22 protein-coding genes are annotated in these 24,734 nt (G+C 70.7%); 6 read left to right on the top strand and 16 right to left on the bottom strand.

Annotated features, from left to right (window positions below):
* Positions 1-59 precede the first annotated feature (59 nt).
* Positions 60-1,037: a methionine synthase gene (locus ITP53_RS12125; protein ID WP_195895450.1), complete on the bottom strand. Its 978-nt coding sequence runs from the start codon at positions 1,035-1,037 to the stop codon at positions 60-62.
* Positions 1,038-1,060: 23 nt separating this feature from the next.
* Between ITP53_RS12125 and ITP53_RS12120 the strand changes: the two genes are divergently transcribed.
* Entirely contained in the window at positions 1,061-1,693 is a 633-nt protein-coding gene (locus ITP53_RS12120; RefSeq protein ID WP_195895449.1) for an MBL fold metallo-hydrolase, read from the top strand.
* A 17-nt stretch (positions 1,694-1,710) separates the two neighbouring features.
* Here ITP53_RS12120 and mnmA read toward each other — a convergent pair whose 3' ends face one another.
* Positions 1,711-2,769, bottom strand: a complete 1,059-nt coding sequence (gene mnmA / locus ITP53_RS12115) for a tRNA 2-thiouridine(34) synthase MnmA (RefSeq protein WP_195895448.1) — start codon at positions 2,767-2,769, stop codon at positions 1,711-1,713.
* Between the two features lie 67 nt (positions 2,770-2,836).
* Here mnmA and ITP53_RS12110 point away from each other — a divergent pair, with 67 nt between their 5' ends.
* Positions 2,837-3,892, top strand: a complete 1,056-nt coding sequence (locus ITP53_RS12110; protein WP_195895447.1) for a DUF695 domain-containing protein — start codon at positions 2,837-2,839, stop codon at positions 3,890-3,892.
* 64 nt (positions 3,893-3,956) lie between these two features.
* Here the strand turns inward: ITP53_RS12110 and ITP53_RS12105 are convergent, their stop codons facing one another.
* Entirely contained in the window at positions 3,957-5,198 is a 1,242-nt protein-coding gene (locus ITP53_RS12105; RefSeq protein ID WP_328814377.1) for a cysteine desulfurase family protein, read from the bottom strand.
* Positions 5,199-5,252: 54 nt separating this feature from the next.
* On the opposite strand from ITP53_RS12105, the gene ITP53_RS12100 reads away from it, so the two are divergent.
* Positions 5,253-5,762: a TetR/AcrR family transcriptional regulator gene (locus tag ITP53_RS12100; RefSeq protein WP_195895446.1), complete on the top strand. Its 510-nt coding sequence runs from the start codon at positions 5,253-5,255 to the stop codon at positions 5,760-5,762.
* Positions 5,763-5,961: 199 nt separating this feature from the next.
* Positions 5,962-7,155, top strand: a complete 1,194-nt coding sequence (locus ITP53_RS12095; RefSeq protein ID WP_195895445.1) for an MFS transporter — start codon at positions 5,962-5,964, stop codon at positions 7,153-7,155.
* 129 nt (positions 7,156-7,284) lie between these two features.
* On the opposite strand, the gene ITP53_RS12090 is transcribed toward ITP53_RS12095, so the two are convergent.
* Positions 7,285-8,157, bottom strand: a complete 873-nt coding sequence (locus tag ITP53_RS12090) for a sulfotransferase family protein (protein WP_207755874.1) — start codon at positions 8,155-8,157, stop codon at positions 7,285-7,287.
* Positions 8,158-8,407: 250 nt separating this feature from the next.
* Between ITP53_RS12090 and ITP53_RS12085 the strand changes: the two genes are divergently transcribed.
* Complete coding sequence (locus ITP53_RS12085; protein WP_195895443.1) at positions 8,408-8,935, top strand: ATP-binding protein; 528 nt, start codon at positions 8,408-8,410, stop codon at positions 8,933-8,935.
* Positions 8,936-9,114: 179 nt separating this feature from the next.
* Here ITP53_RS12085 and ITP53_RS12080 read toward each other — a convergent pair whose 3' ends face one another.
* From ITP53_RS12080 to ITP53_RS12035, 10 genes are all read right to left on the bottom strand, one after another.
* Positions 9,115-10,068: an electron transfer flavoprotein subunit alpha/FixB family protein gene (locus ITP53_RS12080; protein ID WP_195895442.1), complete on the bottom strand. Its 954-nt coding sequence runs from the start codon at positions 10,066-10,068 to the stop codon at positions 9,115-9,117.
* Between the two features lie 18 nt (positions 10,069-10,086).
* Positions 10,087-10,866: an electron transfer flavoprotein subunit beta/FixA family protein gene (locus ITP53_RS12075; protein ID WP_195895441.1), complete on the bottom strand. Its 780-nt coding sequence runs from the start codon at positions 10,864-10,866 to the stop codon at positions 10,087-10,089.
* A gap of 217 nt (positions 10,867-11,083) precedes the next feature.
* The gene (locus ITP53_RS12070; protein WP_195895440.1) at positions 11,084-12,310 is read right to left on the bottom strand and encodes a serine/threonine-protein kinase; all 1,227 of its coding nucleotides are present in this window, start codon (positions 12,308-12,310) and stop codon (positions 11,084-11,086) included.
* A 66-nt stretch (positions 12,311-12,376) separates the two neighbouring features.
* Positions 12,377-14,206: a serine/threonine-protein kinase gene (locus ITP53_RS12065; RefSeq protein WP_195895439.1), complete on the bottom strand. Its 1,830-nt coding sequence runs from the start codon at positions 14,204-14,206 to the stop codon at positions 12,377-12,379.
* Between the two features lie 16 nt (positions 14,207-14,222).
* On the bottom strand, positions 14,223-16,313 hold the full coding sequence (locus tag ITP53_RS57305; protein ID WP_236050740.1) for a serine/threonine-protein kinase: 2,091 nt from the start codon (positions 16,311-16,313) through the stop codon (positions 14,223-14,225).
* A gap of 173 nt (positions 16,314-16,486) precedes the next feature.
* Complete coding sequence (locus ITP53_RS12055) at positions 16,487-16,999, bottom strand: YbaK/EbsC family protein (protein ID WP_195895438.1); 513 nt, start codon at positions 16,997-16,999, stop codon at positions 16,487-16,489.
* A gap of 106 nt (positions 17,000-17,105) precedes the next feature.
* A complete protein-coding gene (locus tag ITP53_RS12050) occupies positions 17,106-18,662 on the bottom strand; it encodes a flavin monoamine oxidase family protein (protein ID WP_328814376.1) in 1,557 nt (518 codons plus the stop codon).
* A 196-nt stretch (positions 18,663-18,858) separates the two neighbouring features.
* Complete coding sequence (locus tag ITP53_RS12045; protein ID WP_195895437.1) at positions 18,859-19,701, bottom strand: M55 family metallopeptidase; 843 nt, start codon at positions 19,699-19,701, stop codon at positions 18,859-18,861.
* A 359-nt stretch (positions 19,702-20,060) separates the two neighbouring features.
* Positions 20,061-21,260, bottom strand: a complete 1,200-nt coding sequence (locus ITP53_RS60225) for a DUF6395 domain-containing protein (RefSeq protein WP_328814375.1) — start codon at positions 21,258-21,260, stop codon at positions 20,061-20,063.
* Entirely contained in the window at positions 21,257-21,997 is a 741-nt protein-coding gene (locus ITP53_RS12035) for a hypothetical protein (RefSeq protein WP_195895435.1), read from the bottom strand. The genes ITP53_RS60225 and ITP53_RS12035 overlap by 4 nt, the downstream gene beginning before the upstream one ends.
* Before the next feature lie 199 nt (positions 21,998-22,196).
* Here ITP53_RS12035 and ITP53_RS12030 point away from each other — a divergent pair, with 199 nt between their 5' ends.
* Positions 22,197-23,051 (top strand): hypothetical protein, encoded by an 855-nt coding sequence (locus ITP53_RS12030; RefSeq protein ID WP_195895434.1) that lies wholly within the window; start codon positions 22,197-22,199, stop codon positions 23,049-23,051.
* 62 nt (positions 23,052-23,113) lie between these two features.
* On the opposite strand, the gene ITP53_RS12025 is transcribed toward ITP53_RS12030, so the two are convergent.
* Together ITP53_RS12025 and ITP53_RS12020 are read right to left on the bottom strand one after the other, a co-directional pair.
* Positions 23,114-23,887, bottom strand: a complete 774-nt coding sequence (locus ITP53_RS12025; RefSeq protein ID WP_195895433.1) for an enoyl-CoA hydratase/isomerase family protein — start codon at positions 23,885-23,887, stop codon at positions 23,114-23,116.
* 57 nt (positions 23,888-23,944) lie between these two features.
* Positions 23,945-24,598 carry a hypothetical protein gene (locus tag ITP53_RS12020; RefSeq protein WP_195895432.1) on the bottom strand — a complete coding sequence of 218 codons (654 nt, stop codon included), beginning with the start codon at positions 24,596-24,598 and terminating at the stop codon, positions 23,945-23,947.
* Positions 24,599-24,734 lie beyond the last annotated feature (136 nt).

Below are 24,734 nucleotides of genomic sequence, written 5' to 3'. Positions count from 1 at the left end.
CACCGACAAGAACAGGCCGGCAACTGGGGCGACTTCCCTGGTCGTACGGCATAAGAGCGTCATTTCGCGGGATCGTCCTTGAGCACCTGGGCGGCCTTGCGGCAGGCGGTCAGCGCGGCCCGCGCGTAGCCGGGCGACGCCCCGGCGAGCCCGCAGGCGGGCGTCAGCACGACCTGCCCGGACAGCCGGTCCGGCGCGAACCCGAGCCGCCGCCAGAGCGCCACCGCGGGTTCGGCCACCATCCCCACGTCAGGCAACCGCGCGTCCCTCCCCGGCACGACGCCCAGGAACAGCGCCATCCCCGCCTCGACGAGCTCACCCAGCGCGTCCTCGTCCCGCCGCCGCAGCCGGGAGGCGTCCACCGAGATCCCCCGGACCCCGGCCCGGCGAAGAACGTCGAAGGGCACCGAGGACGCGCAACAGTGCAGCACGGGCGCGTCGAACGAGCGCATCGACTCCTCCACCCGCCACTCCTCCACCGCGGCCAGCCGTCCGAACCCGGAGGCCGTCGGCACGGTCCCGGCCAGCGCGCCGGGCAACCCGGGCTCGTCGAGCTGCAACACGATCTCGGTCACCCCGGGCAGCCGCCGCCGTACCTCGGCGCAGTGATCGGCCACCCCCTGCGCCAGCGAGGCGATCAGATCGCGTACGGCCCCCGCGTCGGAGAGCATCTTGTCCCCGTGCTTCAGCTCGATCGCCCCGGCCAGCGTCCACGGCCCGCACACCTGCAGCTTCAGCGGGCCCGCGTAGTCGTGCCCGACCTCTTCGAGCCCGTCGAGGTCCCGCCGCAGATGATCGACCGCCCGCTGGTGATCGCGCCCCGGCCGGTCGCTCAGCCGCCACCCCGAGGGCTGCACCTCGACGGAGAGATCGACGAGCAACCCGGCGGTCCTGCCGGTCATGTCGGCCCCGACGCCCCTGGCCGGCAGCTCTGGAAGGTACGGCAGTCCCGGCACTTCACCGAACACGACCCTGATGGCTTCGACATGATCCTCGCCCGGGTGCGAGCCGATCCCGGTGGCTTCCCACGTTGACATGGCACAAGCGTAGGCTCTGCTGAATGAAGCTCACGAAATACGGCCACGCGTGCGTACGCTTGGAGAAGGACGGCAAGGTCCTGGTCATCGACCCGGGGACGTTCACCGAGGGGCCGATCCTCGACGGCGCGGACGCGGTGCTCATCACCCACCAGCACGCCGACCACGTGGACGTCGGCAGGCTCACCGCCGCCTCGCCGGACCTCGAGGTCTGGACCTGCGAGGGCGTCGCCGCCGAGCTGACCGGTGTGCCGGCCAAGGTCCAGGTGGTGCGGCACGGCGACGCGTTCGACACGGCCGGGTTCGGGGTGAAGGTGTTCGGGGAGTGGCACGCCAAGAACCACCCCGACACACCCGTCGTCCAGAACGTCGGCTTTCTCGTGGAGGACGAGGTCTTCTACCCCGGCGACGCGCTCACCGTCCCGGACGTGACGGTGCCGACCCTGCTGGTCCCGACGAACGCGCCGTGGATGAAGCTCATGGAAATGGTCGAATATCTGCGTACGGTACGGCCGCGCAAGGCGTTCTCCACCCATGACGGCCTGCTCAACGACCTCGGGCTCAGCCTGGTGGACAACTGGCTGAAGATGGAGTCCGACAAGCAGCACGCCGAGATGCGCCGGCTCGGGATCGGCGAGTCCGTGACGCTCGGCTAGCGGGGACTCGGCGACGCTCAGCCGGCGGAGACGATGGTTGCCGAACCGATGACGGTGGACCCCGAGTAGAGGACCGCCGCCTGCCCGGCGGCCACGCCGGTGGCCGGCCGGTCGAGGTCGACGCGCAGCCCGCCGCCCTCCTCCTCGAAGCTGCAGGAGTAGACCTCGCCGTGCGCCCGTAGCTGCACGGTCAGGTCGTCGAAGCGGGACGGCCCGTTCCAGACCGGGCGGCCGCAGGTGATCGAGGTCACCTGCAGCGCCGAACGCGGGCCGACCGTCACCGTGTTGGACACCGGCTCGATCGACAGCACGTAGCGCGGCCTGCCGTCGGTGGCGGGCCGGTCGATGTGCAGGCCCTTGCGCTGGCCCACCGTGAACCCGTGGGCCCCCTGGTGGCTGCCCACCACGGCACCGCTCTGGTCGACGATGGGACCTTCGGCCGCGCCGAGGCGCCCGGCCAGGAAGCCACGCGTGTCGCCGTCGGCGATGAAGCAGATGTCGTGGCTGTCGGGCTTGTCGGCCACGGTCAGGCCGCGCCTGGCGGCCTCCTCGCGCACCTCGGCCTTGGTGGAGTCACCCAGCGGGAAGATCGCGTGGCCGAGCTGCTCACGGGTGAGCACGCCCAGCACGTAGGACTGGTCCTTGCCCTGGTCGGCGCTCCTGGACAGGACGCCGTCCACGAGCCTCGCGTGGTGACCCGTGGCCACCGCGTCGAAGCCCAGGGCCAGCGCCCGGTCGAGCACCGCCGAGAACTTGATCTTCTCGTTGCACCGCAGGCACGGGTTGGGCGTGCGGCCCGCGGCGTATTCGGCGACGAAGTCCTCGATCACGTCGCGCTGGAAACGCTCGGCCATGTCCCAGATGTAGAACGGGATGCCGATCACGTCCGCGGCCCGCCGCGCGTCGCGTGAGTCCTCGATCGTGCAGCACCCCCGCGCGCCCGTGCGGTGGGATTGGGGGTTGGCGGACAGGGCGAGATGGACACCAGTGACGTCGTGACCGGCCTCGGCGATCCGAGCGGCGGCCACGGCAGAGTCGACGCCGCCCGACATGGCGGCAAGCACACGCAGTCCCATGGTGTTTCCAGCGTACTGTCCGGCGGGGAGTGTGCTGAGCGGCGAGGAGTCTGGAAGGATTCACGGCATGCGACTGTTCGGGCGCAAGAACGCCGAGGAAGAGACCGGCAGGCGGCGGGACGAGGAGATCGCGCGCTTCTGGGCGTGGTGGCAGGAGACCAGGCCGCGGCTCGACTCACTGGTGGCGGCGGGCGAGACCGGCGGGCTGGAGGAGTGGCTGGCCCCCGCCGTCGCCGCGCTCCATCCCAGCCTGGTCTGGGAGCTGGCGCCCGGCAGGAACGCCGCGCACGCCCTGGTGGTGACCTCGGCGGGCGACGCCGAGCTGCGCCCGCTCGCGCATCGCTGGGCCAAGGCGGCGCCGCCGGCCGACCTGCTGTGGGAGTTCCACCCGTCGCGGCAGGCCAACCCGCAGGCGACGGACCTCACCATCGACGTGGGCGGGTTCGACTTCGCGCTGGACAAGCTGGCGCTGGGGCTGCGCGTCCCGAGGAACCAGTCGCGCGTGGACGTGGCCGCGTACCATCCGATCTTCGGGGAGCTCGACGAGGAGACCAGGATGGAGACCGCGCTGCTGGCCCTCGACTGGCTGCTCGGCGAGGACGACGTGGCGCGGTGGGTGGGCGAGATCACGGCCGCCACGTTCCCGCCGATCGACTCCGTGGCCGCCGTGCACCTGCCCGCCGTGGTCGCCGACCTGGCCTCCGGGTTCGAGGAGGAGCAGTGGGTGCTGCTCGAAGGTCAGACCGCGGGTGGCGCGCCGCTCGCCGCCGCGGCCCGCCACCCGCTGCGCCCGGTCGACCATCCGCTGCTCGATCAGCACATCGCCATCACGCTCCCGTACGCCCACCGCGACGACAAGGGTCTGCCCACCGGCGACTCGACAGCGGCGTTGAGTGACTTCGAGGAGCGGCTGACCGCCTGCCTGGTGGAGCTGGGCGACCAGGCGATGCTCGCGGTGCATCTGACCGCCGAGGGGCATCGGATCATCCACGTCTACGCCGACTCCGCCGGTGACGCCGCGACCCCGGCCAAGGAGCTGGTCGCGGGCTGGCGGGAAGGCCGCGCCCGGGTCGACGTGGCCGCCGACCCGGCCTGGACCGCCGTGTCCCCCTTCGTCAGCTGATCATCCGCCGTCGCGGCCCCCGCCGGACCGGCTGGGGCCGTCGGCTGGGAGCGCGCCTGGCGAGTCAGCTCAGGCCGGCTCGGCGGGCGCGTTCGACGGCGGCGGGCAGCACCTCGATGAGGCGGTCGACGTCCTCCTGCGTCGAGGTGTGGCCCAGCGTGAACCTGAGCGACCCACGAGCCGCCGCCGCGTCCGCCCCCATGGCGAGCAGCACGTGGGACGGCTGCGCCACCCCCGCCGAGCACGCGGAACCGGTCGAGCACTCCACACCCTTGGCGTCGAGCAGCATGAGCAGCGCATCGCCCTCACACCCTGGGAACGAGAAATGAGCGTTGCCGGGCAGCCGCCCCCGCGCAGCCGGGAAACCGGGCCCCGGCAGGCCAGGGCCTTCCAGCTGGTCTTGGGGCGAGGGGCTTGCCCCCCGCAGGTCGGGATCGCCGTTCAGCACCACGTCGGGGATGGCTTGGCGGACGCGATGGATCAGGTCGTCGCGCAGCGCGGTCAGACGGCGGCCCAGCGCCTCCTGCTCCTTCACCGCGGTGCTGACCGCGGCGGCGAGACCGGCGATGGCGGGCGCGTCGAGCGTGCCCGAGCGCACGTCGCGCTCCTGGCCGCCGCCGTGTTGCACGGAGACCGGCGTCAGCCCTCTGGCCAGCAGCAACGCGCCGACCCCCATCGGGCCCCCCACCTTGTGCCCGGTCAGCGTGAGGGCGTCGGCCCCCGAGCCGGCGAACGACACCGGCAGCTGCCCCACCGCCTGCACGGCATCGGTGTGGAACGGGATGCCGTGGTCGTGGGCGATGGCGGCCAGCACGTGCACGGGCTGGATGGTGCCGACCTCGTTGTTGGCCCACATGACACTGATCATGGCGACGTCGCCTGGGTCGCGGTCGATGGCGGCGCGCAACGTGTCGGGATGGACCCGGCCGTACTCGTCGACCTCCAGCAGCTCCACCTCGGCGCCCTGGCTGTCGGCCAGCCAGTGGGCCGGGTCGAGCGCGGCGTGGTGCTCGACGGAGCTGATCAGCACGCGCCGCCTCGGCCGGCGCGCCCAGTAGAGACCCTTGATGGCGAGGTTGTCGGCCTCGGTGCCCCCGGACGTGAACACGACCTCGCTGGGCCGGGCGCCGAGCGCGTCGGCTATCGTCTCGCGGGACTCCTCGACCACCCTGCGCACCTGCCGCCCCGCCGCGTGCAGCGAGGAAGCATTTCCGACCCGTTTCAGTTGCTCCGTCATGGCCTCGATCGCCTCGGGCAACATCGGGGTGGTAGCCGCATGATCAAGATAGGCCGACGGTCTGCTCACCCGCTCAGAGTATCTCGTTTGAAACTGTACCGTCCGGACGGTACAGTTGGCCGTATGAGAAGGGACGGACTCTTGGACGCGGCGGAGGAGCTCCTCTGCGACCAGGGTTCCACCGCGCTCACCCTGGCCGCCGTGGCGGACCGCGCGGGCGTGAGCAAAGGCGGTCTTCTCTATCACTACGGCTCCAAAGAAGCCCTGATCAAGGGCATGGTGGAGCGGTTGATCGAAGATTTCGACGAGCTCGTGGCGGCCCAGCCCGGCGCGACCTATACCGAGCGTTACGTGGGCGCCACGATGGCGGCCGTCCGTTCGGGGAGGTTGCGACGGTGGGCGGTCGTCACCGGGGCGTCGGGCAACCTGTTCCTGCTCGCGCCGCTGCGCGAGGCCATGGCCCGATGGCATCGGGAGGGGTTGAGCGAGGAGCCGGATCCGGTGGGGGCCCAGATCGTCCGGCTCGCGTGTGAAGGGCTCTGGGACGTGGCCAGCCACGACCCGGAGCTGAACACGGAGGACGATCTCCAGGCCCTGGAGACCCGCCTCAGAGCCCTGCTCAAACCCACCTGACCCACCCTTCACCCACCCTCACCAGCACCGCGGCCCGGACCGTGATCGGTCCGGGCCGGTCCCACGTCTTGAGAGCCCGGCTGAAGCCCGCTCGGACCTTCCCTGCGTCCCCTCCCTGGTCACCCCCTGCCCGTCTCCACGGCCCGGGGGTGCTGACGCGCCAGAAACCCATTGATGAACTCGTACGAGGAGCAGCCGTATGACCCCCGACCTGAGGAACGCCCGCTACGGGGCGGTCCTCACCTTCGTCCTCGCCGGCCTGATGGTGGGCACGATGACCGTGCGCATCCCGGCCCTGACCGACAAGCTCGCCCTGTCCGAGTCCACGGTCGGCGCCGTCCTGCTGGCATGGGGGCTGGGCGCGCTGGTGACCATGCAGTCCATGCGGCGGGTCATGGCCGGCGCGGGCAGCCGGGCGGTCCTGCGGGTCGGCGGCCCGCTCACCGCGCTCGGACTGATCGCCGTGGCGTTCGCCCCTGACCTCCCGTCGCTCCTCGCGGCCGTGGTGTTCTTCGGCATGGCGTTCGGCACGGTCGACGTCGCGATGAACGCCCAGGGTTCCACGGTCGAGCAGGCGTACGGCCGTCCGCTCATGAACGGCATGCACGCCGGCTGGTGCGTGGGCGCCATCTCAGCCGGCGTCCTCGGCAGCCTGTCGATCGCCGCGGGCCTGTCGTTCACCGCCAACGTGGCGCTGGTCGGCGTGCTGTCGCTGCCGGTCATGGTGCTGCTCGGCCGCACGTACCTGCCGGAGGCCGCGACGGCGGAGCGGGCCACGGCGGGTCGCCGCCGCATGCCGCCGATCGTCTACCTGCTGGGCACGATCATGTTCTTCGCGTTCATGGTCGAGGGCACGGTCGCCGACTGGAACGGCCTGTACATGCGTGACGAACTCGGCGCCCCCGAGGCGCTGGCTGCGCTCGGGTACCCGGTGTTCGAGACCGGCATGCTGGTCGCCAGGCTCATCGGCGACCGGCTGCGGGTCAGGTTCGGGGTGCGCGGCATGCTGACCGTCTCCGGGGTGGCGACGGCCGGGTTCTTCGCGGTCGTGCTGGTGGCGCCGGCGGCGATGGTGGCCGTGTTCGCGATGTTCTTCGTCGGGCTCGGCGTGGCGACGATCTCGCCGCTGACCTTGTCGCTGGCCGGCACCGCGACCGACGCTCCCGGCCCGGCGATCGCCCAGGCGGGCGCCATGGGGTACGCGGGCCTGCTGCTCGGCCCGGTCGTGATCGGGTTCCTGTCGGACGCCACCTCGCTGCGTACCGCGCTCGGGATCGGCGTGGTCCTGGGCGTGCTGATCGCGCTGGCCGCCCGCCTCCTGCCACGCGCGGAGCGCGCCACGGTCAGCCCGCTCCCCACGCGGGAGCGCGAGCCCGCCGAGGCCGCCGCCTGACCTCCGCCTCAGGCGGGCCGTCTCATGGTGGCGGCGAGCTTGAGCACCCCGCCGATCGTCCATGGCCCAAGAGTCGCACGGCGGGGCGCACCCGGAAACAGCTCAGTGCACGCTGAGCCGGGGCTGTGGTCAGGTGTAGCCCCAGGCAACGGCGTACTTGGCGAGCTCGGGTGACGTCGCGCCGGTGTACTCCAGGGTGCGGGCGGGCTGGATCCGGCCGGACTTGATGGTGTCGCTGCGATCGCCGAGGTTCGGCAGGAACGGGCCGTGGTCGTACTCGCCGTATTCGAGCATCCCAGCCTCCCACTCCACGCCCAGGTACTCGCAGACCTCGCGGGTGACCCGCGCGGGGTCGGCGGTCAGCTCCTCGTACCGCAGCGTCAGGCCGTCGAGGGTGCGGCGGGCCTGTTCCAAGGGTTTGAAGTACTTCAGCGCGTTCGCCCCCAGGGCGGCCCGGGTGGCGGTGTTGCCCTTGCGGTTCTCCAGCGAGGAGACCACGGCCTCCGGGTGGCGCAGCAGGAAGAGAAACTTCGCCTTCGGCCAGGCGTAATGCAGCCGCTCCCAGGTGAAGACATTGCCCGGGGTCTTGTCGACGACGATGTCCTTCTCGCTGCGCAGCAGCTCCAGGTGCAGGATGCGGTCCCACAGCACGTGCTCCAGCTCCACCTGGTCCAGCCCGAGCTCCTGCATGGACTGCTCGGAGAAGCCGGGGGTCAGTTGCACCCCGATGGTGCGCAGGTGCAGCTCATGCGCGGCGCGGATGCGGGAGTGGCTGTTGAGCAGCATGCGTAACAACGTGGAACCCGAGCGCACGGGAGCGATCACGAAGACCGGCGACTCCACCTGCCGCGGCATGATCGGAATGTTGTAGTCGACGACCTGCGTGCGCTTCGGAGGCCGCGGGGCCTTCGACTTCTCTGCGGCCTCCGCCGCCGTCAGCGGCCGCGGGGGGCGCAGCGCCTGCCCCAGAAGCCGAAACCGTCGCTTGATGCCGGTGTTCACGACGCCCATGCTGCGTTCTGCTGCCCTTCGTCCCTCTGTTCGCTCTCTTCTTGGAGTGGGCGCCGGAACCACTGCGGTAACGGGCGCCACAGCTGGACAAACGTAACGTAACGGGCAGGTGGCGGCAATTGCTCGGATCTGGGAGTTACCTGTGGATTTCTGCAGGCAGGCCCTCATGGCGTGGCCCCCTCACAGAGAACGCACAGATTCCCACAGAACGCACTCAACCCGCCGCCCCACGCTTGGACCCATGATCCAGCTCACCGGATTGACCAAACGCCACGGCGAGGTGCTCGCCGTGGACGATCTCACCTTCACCGTACGACCCGGCCTGGTCACGGGCTTCCCGGGACTTGCGCGCTCGGTGTCCGTGGCTCGTCACTGCGTTAGAAGCGTCCTGGCCGCAGCCGGGCATCAGAACGTCGACGGTGCGCTGCTCGTGGTCAGCGAGCTGGTGGGAAACGCGGTGGTGCATACCGTCTCGGGGCTGGCGGGTGGGCTGGTCACCGTGGACATCCGGGAAATCGGCCAGAACATGGCCCGTATAGACGTTATCGACCAAGGAGCGTCTACCGCGCCGCAGGTGTGCGAATCCAGTGATACGGCCTCTTCGGGACGTGGCCTCCGACTGGTCGAGGAGACGGCGGTCCGGTGGGGCGTCCGCGATGACTCCCTTGGAGGCAAGGCCGTGTGGGCGGAGGTGCTCACGACAGAAGACACCCCAGTCGCCTTGATCGATGCGTCGATCTGGGCCGTCGAGGAGGATGCCAAAGCGTGAGCAGCGCCGACCTGGCCAGCCTCTCGTCTCCGCGCACGACGCGAGGTAGGACGATGAAGAGCGCCGCGATCCCCACGATTGAGACGGCCTGAATCTTCCCCCCGCGAAGCGCCCACCGCGAGGACCTCGCCCGTGAAGCCGGGGGCCCGCGGAGAAGGCGGGCCCCGGCTCCGAAAGGGCTACTTGCGCTTGTTGACCTCTTCGGTGAGTTGGGGAACGACCTGGTGGAGGTCGCCCACGACCCCATAGTCGGCGAGTTCGAAGATCGGCGCCTCGGGGTCCTTGTTGATGGCGACGATCGTCTTGGCGGTCTGCATGCCCGCCCGATGCTGGATCGCCCCCGAGATGCCGGCCGCGATGTACAGCTGCGGCGACACCGTCTTACCCGTCTGGCCGACCTGGAACTGGTGCGGGTACCAGCCCGCGTCCGTGGCGGCACGGGAGGCGCCCACCGCGGCGCCCAGGGCGTCGGCCAGGCCCTCGATGACGGAGAAGTTCTCGGCTGAGCCCACGCCGCGGCCGCCGGAGACGACGATCGCGGCCTCGGTCAGCTCGGGCCGGGCGCCCTTCTCCTGCTTGACCCGCTCGACGACGCGGGCGGCCTTGGCGGCGTCGGACAGGGTGACCGCCACCTCTTCCTCGGTCCCGGCGCCGGCGGCCGCCACGGGGGCGGTCGAGTTGGGACGTACGGCGAAGATCGGCGTCCCCTTGCTCACCTTCGCCCGTACGTTGATGCCACCGCCGAAAATGGACTGGTCGGCCACGAAGCCGTCACCCAGCCCCACGGCGTCGGTGATGGCGCCGGAGTCGGTCTTGACCGCGAGGCGCCCGGCGATCTCCTTGCCCTCGGCCGTGGCGGCGATCAGGACGGCCGAAGGCGCCTTCGCGGCCACGAGCTGGGCGAGCAGCTCGGCCTTGGGCGCGACCACGTAGTCGACGATGTCGCCCGAGGCGGCGACGTAGATCTTGTCAGCGCCGTACTCGGCGAGCCTGGCCTTGGCCTCGGCGGTGATGCCGGGACCGGCCCAGACGGCGGCGGGCGTGCCGAGCGAGCGGGCCAGGGTCAGCAACTCCAGCGTGACCTTCTTGACCTCGCCGTCGACATGCTCCACGAGAACGAGAATTTCCGACATTTCCGCAATCCCCCGTTCTCAGATGAACTTCTTGTCGGCGAGGAAGTCGGCGGCCTTCGTCCCGCCGTCACCCTCGTCCTTGACGATCGTGCCGGCGGCGCGCGGCGGCGCGGCGGCGAAGTCGACGACCTCGGACCACGCGGCGCCCAGGCCGACCAGGGAGGCGTCGATGGAGGCGTCGCCGATGGCCAGCGTCTCGACCGGCTTCTTCTTGGCCGCCATGATGCCCTTGAACGAGGGGTAGCGCGGCTCGTTGATCTTCTCGACCACGGATACGACGGCCGGCAGCGTGGCCTCGACCTTGTCGTAGCCGTAGTCGGCGAGGCGCTGGATCCTGATCGAGGAGCCCTCGACGTCGACCTTGTTGGCCAGCGTCAGCTGGGGCGTGCCCAGGCGCTCGGCGAGCATCGCGGCGAGCATGCCGGTGCGCGCGTCGGTGGACTCCGAGCCCAGGATGACCAGGTCGAAACCGATCTTCTTGAGCACCTGCGCCATCGCGTACGAGGTCGACAGCGCGTCCGAACCGTGCAGCGCGTCGTCGCTGAGATGGACGGCCTTGTCGGCGCCCATGGCCAGGGCCTTGCGGATGGTGTCGGTGGCCTTGCCCGGGCCCATGGTGAGCACCGTCACCTCGCCACCGTGGGCCTCCTTGAGCTTCAGTGCCTCCTCGACCGCGTACTCGTCAAGCTCGTTGACCACGCCGTCGGCGGCGTCCCGGTCGAGCGTCTTGTCATCGGACCGCAGCTTGCGCTCGGTCGCCGTGTCGGGGACCTGCTTCACGCAGACGACGATGTTCATGGCCGGTGGCCGACCTCCCGTTTCGCGTGCGCCCCCGCCTCGCTGCGGTGGCGCCGGATGCAATGCTGTCCAGACTGCCAGGTGCCCGCCGGGCTCCTGGCAGCGGGTGTGTATTGTGGTTTTCGGTCATGTTACCCAGCAGTAGCTTAAGCGCAAACACGCTGTGCCCCTGCCTCCCCACCATACCGAACTTCATTCTGTTCGTGCGGCCGGGGGGTCATGCCGACAGCAGGAACACGATGCCCAGCACGAGCGCCGTCCCCGCGAACAGGGCCAGCGTGAACGTGCTGAACAGCGCCGCCAGCCCGAAGCAGAGCCCCACGGCCCCCGCAACACTGACCATATCGACGATCATCCGGCTACGCCGGTAAGGGCTCCGCGAGAACAAGGCGACGCCGGCGTCGGAGACCACGCCCAGCGCGTACGCCGCCAGCAGGAAGAGCGCCACCTCGGGCAGCGGCTCACGGGCGGCGGCGGCCAGCAGCGACACGAACAACCCCGAGCCGACGAGCCACCACCTGCGCACCTTCTCCCGGTGCCTGGCCCTGGACTCCTCCACCGTCCTGCGATGCCGTTCCTTGCCGGGCCGCCACTCCCTGGTGCTCTCGTCGTCGGCGGCGGGGTGGGGGCGCGCGACCGTACCGGCGGGCTGGGGGTGAACCTGGCGCACGTGGGAGACGGGCGCGACGCCCAGCCTGGCGCAGATCTGCGTGGCCGTCGGCCGCGCCGCCGGGTCGGTGGACAGGCACTCCCGTAACAACGGCTCCAGCCAGTCCGGCACGCCTTCGAGGTCGGGCGGGTGGTGCACGACGCGGTAGGCGACCGCGGAGGCGGGCCCCTGCCCGTACGGCTGCCGCCCGGTCGCCGCGTACGCCAGCGTCGCCCCGAACGAGAACACGTCGGCCTCCACGCCCGCGCTCTTGCCCTCCAGCACCTCGGGCGCCAGGTAGCCAGGCGTGCCCACCACCGCGCCCGAGGCCGTGACAGACAGCGAGTCGAGTGCGCTGGCGATGCCGAAGTCGATGACGACGGGCTCGCCCTCGGTCATCATCACGTTGGCCGGCTTGAGATCGCGGTGCACCACACCGGCCTCGTGCATGGCCAGCAGCGCGTCGGCCAGGCCAGTGGCCAGCCTGCGCAGGTCGGCGACCGGCACGGGCACCGCGCTCAGCGGACGGCCCTGGACATAACGGGTCACGAGGTACGGCCTCGCGCCCTCCAGCGAGGCGTCGAGCACCTCCGCCACGTGCGGCCCGCCTGCCCTGCGCATGGTCTCCACCTCGCGCGCCAGTCGGGCGAGCGCGCCGCCGTCGGCCGCGACGTGCGGGTGGAGCACCTTGACCGCGACCGTGCGGCCCTCGGCGTCGAGCGCGAGGTGTACCGCACCGAACCCGCCCGCTCCGAGCCGGGAGAGTAGCTCATACGGGCCGAGGTGCTCGCTCATACCTCATCTCTCCCCACGGGAGGCGACGGGGACACTACCTCTCCCCACGGGAGGCGGCGGGGACACTCAGAACCAGTTGGTCAGGAACCCCAGCCCGAGGGTGTCGAGCAGGTTGCCGATCAAGCCGGTGATCAAGGTGATGGTGTTCTGGCGGGCGTCGTCGGCCAGGTCGTTGATGACCGACTCCGGCGCCCGCCACGGCGACCAGACCGGCTCCTGCCCGAGCGCGAACATCACCGCGAACAGCGCCGCCGTGCCCATCAGCACCACCGCGACCAGCGCCGCACCAGGGCTGCGCAGCACGCCGGTGAGTGTGCGGGTGACGGCTTTGCGCGGCGCGCCGCCGCCGGGCAGCACGAACAGGCCCGCAGCCACGGCGCCCGCCGCGTACGCGGCCGCGTCGTTGACGCCCATCCGGCCCGCCCAGTAGAGGACGCCCCAGACGCACACGCCGAACAGCAGCGCAAGCGGCACGTGCACCGCCGTCACGAGCGCCGACTTCACCAGCGCCCACGGCGTGCCGACGAGGGCGAGCAGCGGATCGGCGGCGCTGTTGCCCCGCACCTGGCGCCTCTTGACGAGGTCGCCGAAGAGGTATTCGCCGAGCCGCAGCACCAGCGCGAGCGCGACGGCGATCGCGCCCACCGTGACCGGCATCATGACGGTCAGCGCGATCAGCGTGACCAGCATGAGCAGCCCCACGAGCTGGCTGCCGAACAGGTATCTCTTCCGCTCGGCCGGCGGCGTGTGCCGGCGTGGCTCGGGCGGCGGAGTGTACGGCCTGGCCTGCTGCTGCGGCGCGGGATAGCCGGCCACGCGCTGGTCGGTGCGTGGCATCGGCTGCCGGGCGGCGACCGGCGCGGGCACGTAGGGCGGCGGCCGCTCCTCGCGGTAGGGCGGGGGCCGCTCCTCGCGGTAGGGCGGGGGCTGCTGCTCGCGGCGGGCCTGCTTGCGGGACGGGGCCGTCGGCGGCGGCGCGGTGCTGCCGTACTCGACCGGCGGGAGCAGGTCGGAGAACGTCTCCATGGTCCGCGTACGGTCGCCCATCCGCTTGGTGCCCGTCGGCCCCTCGAACGCGGCCTCGTTGAACGTGGTGACGGCGGGGTCGAGCGCCCTGGCCATCCGCAGCAGCTCCTGGGCACCTGGCCGGGCCGTCGGTTCGACGTTGAGCGCCCGGCTGAGCCAGCCGCGCAGCCACACGGGCGCCTTGTCGAGCTGCGCCCGCCCTTCCATGATGTTGAAGCAGACCGCCTCGAACGTCCCCGTGCCGAACGGCGGCGCGCCCGTCGCGGCGAAGAACACCGTGGACGCCAGCGCGTGCACGTCGGCCGCCTGGGTGATCTCGGAGTCGCGGATGATCTCGGGCGCCAGGTAGCCAGGCGTGCCGACGAACATGCCCGTCTGGGTGAGCCTGGTCGCGTTGACCAGGTGGGCGATGCCGAAGTCGATGACCAGCGGCTCGGCGTCGACGAGCATGACGTTGGAGGGCTTGAAGTCGCGGTGGATCACGTCGGCCGCGTGGATGGCCACCAGGGCCTGGCAGAGCCCCTGGGCGAGCCTGATGATCTCGCGCGCCTCCAGGGCCCCCTCGGCCAGGACGGTGTCCTCCAGGGTGCGGCCGGGGGCGAAGCGGGTCACGACGTAGGGCTGGCCGCCCACGAGTTCGGCGTCGATGACCTCGGCCACGTGCGGGCTGCGCACCCGGCGCATGGTCTCGACCTCACGGGTCAGCCGGTCGCGGGCCTTGAGGTCGGCGGCCACGTGGGGGTGCAGCACCTTGATGGCGACCTCGCGGCCGTCGCCGTCGAGGCCCAGGTGGACGACCCCCATGCCGCCCTCGCCGATCTTCCTGACCAGCCGGTAGGGTCCGAGGCGTTCTGGTGCTTGGATGGTCATCGCCGCCTTCCCCGCGTCATTCCCCGGAACTCCCCCTCAATCCTTCGAGTTCCCCGACCACTGGCTGGACGTCCAGCGGGCTCCATACGGCCCCCCTTGCCTTGTCCCCGAACGTGCTCGCGGCGAGGATCAGCGAGAGCGCGGCACCCGCCGCGAGGACTCCCGCCATCACCATGGCCGCTGTTCTCGAGGGTACGAGCGATGAGAGCGTTCTGCGCATCTGTTTGCCCGGCCCCTCGACTCCGGGGCCTGCGCAAACGGTCCAGAGAGCGATCGCGGCGCCCCAGGCCAGTGCGTAGGACGGGTCCATCCCGGCGACCACGGTGAGCAGCAGCGTCACCGGGAGTCCCAGGATGAGCGCGTAGAGTGCCAGTGCCAGCGTGATGCCCGCCGACTTGGCCAGCGCCGCGGGCTGCGCGAGCACCAGGAGCACGTCGAGCGCCGCCGCCCCCGCGGCCCTGCGGGCCGTGAGCTGCGGCTGCGCCAGGTCTGCGGCGCGCAGCAGCACCGCGACCGGGACCGCCACGACCGCCACGAGCACGGGCGCGAACACGGCCGCCACGATCATGAGCACTAAAAGCATCGCCCCCGCCACGCCGTACGCCCGGGAACGCTGCAGCACGTTGCCCGGCGGCACGCTCGGGATGTACGGCTCGCGCCTGGTCTGCGGGTCGCGCTGGTACTGCGGCTGCGCCGGGATGTAGGGCGGCGGCTGGGCCGGGGTCGGGCCGTGCCGATGGTATTCGGGCGCGTCGGGACCCTGGCCGTACCTGCCCGCCTCCCTGCCCGCGTCCTGGCTGAGCCGGCCTGCTTCCGGGCCCGTGTTCAGCCTGCCGTAGTCGGGCGAACCCGGGCGTACGCGCCTGGTGGGCACGTCGGCCTCGCCCTGCTGGGCGGCGGGCCCGTGGTTGTTGACCGGGTTGTTCGGGTTGTTGGCGGGGTTGCCGGTCGGCTGCTGCCACGGCTGGGACACGCCGGCCTCGCGCTGGATCTGCCGCAGTTCCTCCGGCGACACCCTGCGGGTCGGCCACGGGTCGGCCTGGTTAGGCAGCAGCGAGACGTACGGCTGGTCCTGCGGCGGCTGGGCGGGCTGCTCCTGGCCCTCGAGCAGCCGCTTCGGCGTCACCGGCGGCGTGGAGCGGTCGTAGGCCGGGTGGTCGCCCACGCGCGGCGGCGCGTGGTCGGCCTTCGAGGGCGTGCCGTAGCCGGTCGGCGGAGACGCCGCGGAGCCGGTCGGCGGCGGGGTCGCGAAGTCGGCCGGCGGCGTCTCGGGGCGCGGCATGGTCGAGATCTCGTCGGGCGCGGCACCGGGCGGTTGCCTGGGCAACATCCTGGCGGCCTGCTCGGCCAGGTCGGCCGCGTTGGGGCGCTTGGCCGGGTTGCGCTGGAAGGCCGCCTTCAGCAGCGGCTGCAGCGTCCCCGGGGCCGCGCTGACGTCCGCCTTGCCCGCGGTGATGTTGTAGAAGATCATCTCCAGCGTGCCCTTGCCGAAGGGCGGCTGGCCGGTGGCCGCGAACAGCAGGGTGCCCGCCCACGCGTGGATGTCGACCTCGGGCCCCGCCTCCTGGCCCTCGATGATCTCGGGCGCGAGGTAGCCGGGCGTGCCGATGAACATGCCGGTCTGGGTCAGCCTCGTGGCGTCGACCGCCTGCGCGATGCCGAAGTCGATCAGGACCGGCTCGCCGTCCAGGATGAGCACGTTGCCGGGCTTCAGGTCGCGGTGGATCACGCCCACCGAGTGGACGACGGCCAGCGCCGAGGCCACTCCGTGCGCGACCCTGACCAGCGCGGGCAGGTCGAGCGGCCCGTCGTCCTTGACGATCTCGTCGAGCGGGCGGCCAGGCACGTAACGCGTGACGATGTACGGCCGATGACCGGTCACGTCGGCGTCGAGCACCTCCGCGATGAACTCGCTGCGCACCCGGCGCATGGTCTCGACCTCGCGCGAAAGCCGCCGCCTGGCGACCTCGTCACCGGCGACCTCCGCGCGCAGGACCTTGACCGCCACCTGCCGCCCCTGCGGGTCGACAGCGAGGTGGACAACGCCCATCCCGCCTTCACCGAGCCGCCTGAGCAGCCGGTAAGGGCCTAGTCGGTCATCGTTCATGGCATGAAGCACCATACCGGCTTAATCCCCGCCCACGAGATGAACCATGAGGCCACATTCCCACTCGTACAACGTCCAGAAAGGGCTCATCGGTTTCCCATCCAACGGTCTCGAATCGGCTTCAGTTTTACTTCGACGCCATCAGGGCCGGTCCCGGCGTCTGGCCATGCCTGTCAGCCGGACAGGGCGAGCACCTCGGCGCCCTTCAGCCCGGCCAGCGCGGCGCCGGAGACGGCGAGCTTGGATCGGCGCACACCGCTTCCGATCACCACCCTCGGCTGCTCCGCGACGTGTGTGTCCACCAGGATCGGCCAGTCGCCCGGCAGGCCGAGCGGGGTGATGCCGCCGTATTCCATTCCGGTCAGCTCGACCGCGTCGGACATCGGCGCGAAGCTGGCCTTGCGGGCGCCGAGATGCCGGCGTACGACGCCGTTCACGTCGACGCGCATCGTCGCGAGGATCATGCACGCGGCGTAGCGCGTCTCGCCGCCCCTCCTGGCCGCCACGACCACGCAGTTCGCTGACTCGCCGAGCGGCTCGCCGTACCGTTCGCAGAACGCCGCCGTGTCGGCCAGTTCGGGGTCGATCTCGGCCACCTCAGCGCCTTCCACCTGCGGTACGGCCAGCGCCACAGGATCGGCCAGCAGGTCGGTCCGTTCGGTCGCGGGCACCCAGTGCAACGTCATCCCATCTCCTCGGGTCGCTCCTCCCATCGACACTACGGCGGGCCGCGTCCGATGGTCCACCGCAGGTCACGGTGTCCAGCGGCCGCTCAAGGGAGTGGCGACCCCGTCACGGGGACCGCAGCACCCGCTGGTGCAGCCTGGTGACGGCGTCGCGCGCCGATTCCATGGCGCCCGCCTGCCAGGCGATCAGATGGGTGAGCCAGTCGCCCGCGAAGTACACCCTTCCCGCGGGGCGTTGCAGAAGAGTGAAGGACGAATCAAAGGCGGGCCAGCGCACCCAGCCTCCTTGGATGTGCGGCTGACGATGCCAGGCTATGGAGGCGCTGGAGAGGATGTTCTGGCGGTACTTCTCGCCGTGGATCTTCTTACCCTGGGTGAGCGCCCGGCGCCTTCTGTCGTCCGGGGTGAGGGCTCCGTACAGCTCGGCTTCGCGCTCGGTGTTGTAGTAGCCGACGAGGACGCCGCGTTCGGAGTGGTAGCCGTGGGATGGATACCAGATGTGGGTGATGTCCAGGTCGGTCTCGGTGACGCCGCCGTAGATGCGGTCTTCCAGCTCCCACCAGCGGGTGCCGTACTCCAGGCCGATCTTGCCGGCGGCCACGGGGACCGGGGTGGCGAGGGCGGTGGTGATCTGGGCGCCCAGGTTGTGCGGGATCTTGGCGAGTACGTGGGGCGGGAGGGCGGCCACGCAGTAGTCGGCCTTGATGGCGCCGCCGTCCCAGACGACCTCGACGCCGTCGGCCATGGTCGTGACCTTGGTGACCTTGGCGCCCGTTCTGATGCGGTCCTGGCCCACCGCGTCGGTCAGTTTGGCGACGATCGCGTCCATGCCGCCGACGGGCTGGAACATGGGGGTGGCCTGGTCGTAGCCGAAGTCGTTGGTGATGGCCCTGCCGGTGCCCGCGGCGAGGATCTGGTGGAGGGGGCCGGGGGCTTGGAGCGGGGTCCCGGTATCGATTGCCGGAAATTTCGTGAAACCGCGCCGTTCGGAGCCTTCGTACTCCAGTTTGGGGCCCAGGTCGCCGAACCTTCTCAGGAATTCGAGCAGCCTTTCCTGGTCGTCGCCGGTGATAGCCTTGTCGAGCGCGCCGATATTTGTGGCTTTAGCGAGAAGCTCCGCGACATATCCGTACATGTCGGCGCGGGCCGTGCGCGCCCGCATCGTCTGGCCGTTGGTGTGCACGTAGGCGGCGGCGTTGCTGTTCACGAACGTCTCGATGGGGATGCCGAGCTCGCGGCAGTAGTCGAGGGTGACCATCCAGGGGGCGATGCGGCCGGGTCCCGCGTTGAAGTACACGCCCTCGCCGAACGTCACCTCCTGCGCCGGGCCGTTCAGCTCGGTCAGGCGGTCGCCGGCGCGTAACGTCAGGTTCCTGCCGCCCGCCTTCTCCCTGGCTTCGAGGAGCGTGCAGTCGTAGCCGGCCTTGCCGAGCTCGTACGCGGCGGTCAGCCCCGCCACGCCCGCGCCAAGGATCACCACCTTGGCCGCGCCCTTGCCGCGCAGGGCGAAGTCGCCCGGCCTGGGGGCGGCGAACTCCTTGTCCTGCTCGGAGGGCGCCAGACCGAGGGCGCCCATGGCGGCGTACATGGCGCCCGCGCCACCGACCGCCCCGATCCCGACGAGCAACCCCCGCCGGGTCAGCGCCGCGCCTTCCACGTCCACCCGCTCCCTACGCCCTCACACTCACGCCCAACAATTCGCCTCAAGGATCCCGCCCGGCCATCTCGCCCGCGATCCCGCCCGGCGATTCCGCCCACCGATCCTGCCCGGCGATTCCGCCCGGCCATCCCGCCCCGCGATCCTGCCCGGCGATTCCGCCCGGCCATCCCGCCCCGCGATTCCGCATGTCGCTGCGGCCTCAGCCGTAGGGGCCGCTGCCGCAGGCGATCTGGCCGCCGATGGTGGCGAAGATGCCGAACAGGGCCATGATCTGGGCGAAGTCGTCCGTCGTGAACTCGGTGTGCCGCGGCCCCACGGTCTTGACGCCGGGAACCAACGCCACCGCGGCGGCGATGGCAGTGGAGTTCCACTCCACCCCCAGCGTGTACGGCGCCGCCACCTGATAGGGCGTGAAGTCGCTCAACCGGCCGAGCGCTCGCGCCGTGGCCTCACGAATCTGAGCCTGGGCGACACTCGGCGGCAGCAACTCGGCCGAGAACTTGTCGATCCCCTTCTTCACCGGCACGGTCTCGACGTCGCCGAGCAACTCACGCGCCTCTTCACCGACGGCCTCGTCCCCGGTGACCAGCACGACCGGCACACCGTGGAAACCCGCGCACGCCGCGACCAGCCGCGTCTCGCCGCACAGGCCGCCGTTGAGGTAGACGTTCTGGATCTCCTTGCCCATCCAGGTGTGGTTGAGCACGCCGTGCGGCACGCCGGCACGGGCGTGGTAGCCCACGAAGCAGGCGGCCTGGAACGACCTGTCCAACCCCTGCGCCATCCGCTGTGCCTTGCCGGGTCCGCGGATGAGGCTGGCCCGCGGGTCCAGCAGCTCGATCCGGAGGTTCTTGGTGGAGCCGTGGGCGTCGTTGACCAGCACGCTCGTCGCCCCACCCGCGAACGCCCCCTCGACGGCGGCGTTGGCGTCGGCGGTCATCAGTTCGCAGCCGCGCTCATAGCCCCGCTTGCCGGCGTGCATCTCCTCGGGGTCGGTCAACCCCGTCACGCCCTCCATGTCCACCGACAGATAGACCTTCACGCACCCAACTCCTCGATCAACCCGGCCATGTCCCCGCGCCGCCGCTCAACGACGTCGAAAGCCCATGTCTCCACCGTCGCCCCTCACCGCTTTCAGGACCCCACGACTCCGCCGCCCCTCAACGCCTCAGGACCCCACGTCTTCACATGCCGTCCCTCGACCGTGTCGAGGATCCCCACATCTTCGCCCACCGTCCCTCGACGGCGTCGGGAGCTCCACGTCTTCGCCTGGTCTGCTTCGACCGCGTCGGGAGCTCGACGTCGTCGCCTGGCCTGCTTCGACCGCGTCAGGACGTCTTCCCCCGCCATCCTTCGGCGGCGTCAGGAGCTCCGCGTCTCCGCCTGCTGTCCTCAACGGCGTCAGGAGCCCCATGTCTCGACCCGCCGTACCTCGGCCTCCGTCATGATGCCGACGTTCTCCGTCATGAACGCGACCGCCTGGTCGCGCCACTGATCGGGGATCTCCGCGAGCGCCTTCGGGTAGCAGTGGTCGAGCCAGCTCGTGGACTCCTCGGTTGCGTCGAAGTATTCGAGCGCCTTGGCGAAGAGGGTGTCCTCGATGCCGGGAATGCGCGCCAGCCCGTACTCGATCATCTCCTGTCCGCCGTAGGGCGGCTTCTTACGCCACTTGCGAGCGGCGGGCTGGTCGGCGGTGATGGGGGTGTTGAGCGGGCGGCGCTCGACGGCGGCCTGGATGAGCTCCTTGTACAGGCACTTCCCGCAGGTACGGCACGGGCCGCCGGTGCCGCGCAGGCACCACCGGACCTGGTCCTTGAGCGGGGAGCTCAGGGCGAGACGCATGGTGACCGCCTCGCTCACACCGCCGACGGGCAGCACCAGATGTACGCCCACCGCCGCGAACAACCGCCCCCACCTGCCGTGCGGCGACCACATGGGGTTGTCGGGCGTGTAGCGGCCCAAGTAGCGACCGCCGCCTAGCCACCGTGAACCGATTTCATAGCCGAAACCGAGGCCACCGAGGTTCAGGCGGTCGGCGAGGAGCAACGCGCCTGCCGCCACCGCGTGGTGTTCCGGGTAACCGGGGCGCGGGTCGGACAGGGTGTACTCGAGGTCGGACGTGACGACGGTCAATTCCCTGCCGGTCTTCGCGGCGAGCTTGGCCAGCACGTCGGAGCGGTAATGCGGCCAGCGGTTGGGGACCCGTGGGTGCGTCACCCGCTGGAAGTGGACGAAGGGCGCGTCCGGGTAGACCGTGGCCGCCGCCACGGAGTCGGCCCCGCCGCTGTACGAGATCGCGAGCGTCGCCCCGGGCCCGCGCGGCTCGGCGGCCACCGGGCCTGCCTCGACGCCCCACCCGTCGTGGAGCGTCTGGGCCACCTCGGCCGATATGGCGCGGTCGAAGGAGACCTGCTTCCTGGTCCACGGCGCCACGATCGTCCAGGCTGCGACGGCGAAGAGGTCCGGGTGGGCGTCGTCGGGCACACCGCCGATGGAGCAGGAGTTCGTGGCCAGTCTGATGGGGTGCTCGTCCGAGGCCCTGCCGGTGATCTCGTCCTCCGGGTCGAGCCGGAAGTTGAGCTCCCCGCCCGTCCACGTCACACGCACTGCTGCCCCAAGCCTTCCCCGTGCCGCCCCGCGATCACACCCGACGCCGACCCGTCCGCAGACCGCCCCGCGATCAGACCAGATCCGGACCCGTCCGCAGACCCTCCCGCGATCAAACTGGACCCGGACCCCTCCGCCGACCGCCCCACAGTCGACGCGTCCGCAGACCGACGTGTGATCAGACCAGATCCGGACCCGTCCACCGAGCGCCCCACCATCGAGGCGTCCGACGACCGACCCGCCATCACGCCGGACCCGGACGCGTCCGCCGAGTGCCCCACCATTGAGGTGTCCGACGACCGTCCTGCGATCACGCCGGACGCCGGCGCGTCCAGCGGACGCTCGGTGGGGTCGGCGTATGCGCCGGGCGGGCGGCCCGACGATCCCGCCGTACCGCCGATCCTGCGGATGTTCTCGTAGCGGTGGTTTCGGAGGTCGTCGATGGCCTGCCAGAACAGCACCTCGTTCTGGAGCACCCAGTCCAGCGCCTTCGCCGTCTCCTGGGCCAGCCGGTACGTGTCGGCGATCTTCGCCTGGTCCACCACGGGCTGGCGGGCGTTCTTGAGCCGCTCCACCTCTCCGTGGAGGGTGGCCATCTCCCGTCGCAGGGTCTGGACCTCCCAGAGCGCGTCCCTGATGTCCTGACGATGATCGGCGATGGAGATGTAACGGGAGTCGAACCACGTACGCACGGCCTTACGCAGCCGGGCAGGGACGAGGACGCGCATCATGAAACGCCACCATACTGGCAAACCCACATCCTCATGGGCAGGCCTTCCCGAATGGCGCTACGCGTACGGTGAAATGTCAGCTTTGCCGATGCACGCGGCGTTACATGAGTTCACAAGGTGTCGGGGCGTAAAGCAGGGCGGCGGGATGGCATCCGAAGTCTCTGTCACTATGAGTAAGTGAATGATAACGTTCCGCAACATGCCCTCCCCCGCACACGATACGTTGAACACCCTGTTCAGGAACCGGCCCACGCTCGCCGTGGAGCTGCTGAAGGACCTCTTCGACATAGATCTGCCGACGGACACGCTGGTGAAGGTCGCCCCCGCGGACCTGAGCGACGTACCGACGCAGCCGAGCAGGGGCGACCAGGCCTTCACCCTCGGGTGGCGGCGCGAGCCGTTGCACAGCGTCATCGTCGAGCTGCAGGATTCGCCGTGTGAGGAGAAGCGGCAACAGTGGGCCAGGCGCGCGGCGGCGCTCTGGCTCCGGCTGAACCGTCCCGTGCTGGTGCTCGTCCTGTGTCCCGACCGCAGCGTCGCCACCTGGGCTTCGCAGCCGGTCGTCACGACCCTGCCCGGCTACATGATGCATCCGCTGATCGTCGGCCCCGAGCAGATCAAGCCCATCACCGACTCCGCCCGCGCCGCCGAGCACCTGGAGGCGGCCGTCATATCCGTCATGGCCCACGGCGGCGACCACGCGGTCGCGGAGACGTTCATGGAGGCCCTGGGCAGGGTCGAAGAACACCACGGCGCGCAGTACTACGAATACGCATATCTCCTGTCGCCTACCGAGGTGCGGCAGGTCATGGAGGAGATCATGCCGTCCTGGCCGGTTCACAGCCCGTTCGCCCGCGAGCACTTCACCAAGGGTCGAGCCGCCGGCCTGTCAGAGGGCAAGGCGCGGGCCGTGCTGACCGTGCTGAAGGCACGCGGCATCACGGTGACCGACGAGGCCCTCACGACCATCAGGTCCTGCAGGAGCCAGGAGCAGCTCGACGAATGGGCGCATCGCGCGGCCACCGCGCTGACCGTAGACGAACTGTTCGTCTAGAGCCGTCTGGAGCTCCTCGCCCAGGGCTCTTCCTCCAGCTCTTCGTCCAGGGCGTGTGCCGGTCAGCGGCCGGTGAACTTGGGCTTGCCCTTCTCCGCGAAGGCGCGCATGCCGATCTTCGCGTCCTCCGTGCCGAAGAGGCCGGAGAACTGGACGCGTTCGATCTCCAGGCCGGTGTCGAGGTCGACTTCGAGCCCGTGGTCGACGGCCTGCTTGGCGGCGCGCAGCGCGACCGTGGGCCCGCCGACGAAGGTGGCGGCCCATTCGAGCGCGGCCGTGTAGACCTGCTCGTCCGGGACGACCCGGTCCACCAGGCCCATCGCGAGCGCCTCGGGGGCGGGGACGTGGCGGCCCGTGTAGATGAGGTCCTTGGCCCGAGCCGGGCCGATCAGTCGGGGCAGGCGCTGGGTGCCACCCGCGCCGGGGATGATGCCGAGTGAGATCTCCGGCTGCCCGAGCTTGGCCGTCTCCCCCGCGACGCGGAAGTCGGCGCACAGCGCCAGCTCACAACCACCCCCGAGCGCGTAGCCGGTGATGGCGGCGATGACCGGCTTGCCGATCTGCGCGACCGTGGTGAAGCAGGCCTGGAGCTTGCGGGAATGGGTGGACATGTCGGCATAGGACATGTCGGCCATCTCTTTGATGTCGGCGCCGGCCGCGAAGACCTTCTTCCCGCCGTACAGGATGACGGCCTGCACCTGCGGGTCGGCGTCCACGATGCCGGCCGCCTCGCCGATCTCGCGCTGGACCTGGCCGTTGAGGGCGTTCATCTTTGGACGATCAAGCCGGATCGTGGCAATCTGGTCAGCCACCTCGACGCTCACAAACTCACCCATGGCTCGAACCTAACAGAGCGGATACGACCGCCCCGGCGGCGTTCCGCGTGTCGCCGGTCAACGGGCCGCGGACTTGACCTCGTCCACCGTGCGCTTGCTGCGCGACACCCGTACCAGTGCCGCGGACAGCCGGGCCAGCTCGTCGTTCGAGTGGGCCAGCGAGGCCAGCGGGCGGGCCTGGCGCGGCAGCCCGAGCTTGCCCGCCCCGTCCAGCACCCGCTGGTCCAGATGCGGCGCGACCTGCGGCCACACGGCCTGCGCCTCGCGCAGGAAGATGTCCGCCCCGGTCGGCCCGATGCCGGGGAACTCCATCAGCAGCGCGGCGACCCGCCGGTCGTCGCCCTTGGCCTCGTCGCGCAGCTTGCGCAGGTCGCCCTTCCAGCGGTCGATCAGGAGGTCGGCGCCGTCGCCGAGCATGGTGGCGGTACGTTCGTCGTAGCGGCGGTAGTGGCCGCGGCCGAGCGCGTCCACGCGGTCCTGCCAGCTCGCCTCCCGCATGGCCTTCGGCGTGCTGTACCCGGCGGCGAACAGCTCCTTCGCGGCCGCCACCGCGACCTCGGCCGAGATCCGGGCGCTGAGCAGCATGGCCAGGACGAGCAACTGGTAGAGCGGTTTCGGGTGGTCCGAGAGCTTGATGCCGGCCTCGCCGGCGAACGTGCGGCCGTACCGGTCGAGCAGGACGTCGAGTACGGCTTTGTCGGTCTTACCCATGTCGCTCCGCTACCCGGCGGCGGCCTGGACATTCGCCCTCTTCGGCGCCCTCTTCGGCGCCGTCCTTGGCGCCGGGTCCGGGGCCCGGTTTGGGGGCGGGTCCGGGGCCCGGTTCGGGGCGGGTTTGGTGTCGGGG

Origin of the sequence: Nonomuraea cypriaca (genome assembly GCF_015645445.1) — a bacterium.
Taxonomy (GTDB): domain Bacteria; phylum Actinomycetota; class Actinomycetes; order Streptosporangiales; family Streptosporangiaceae; genus Nonomuraea; species Nonomuraea cypriaca.
This window is presented reverse-complemented; position numbering and strand designations above follow the sequence as displayed.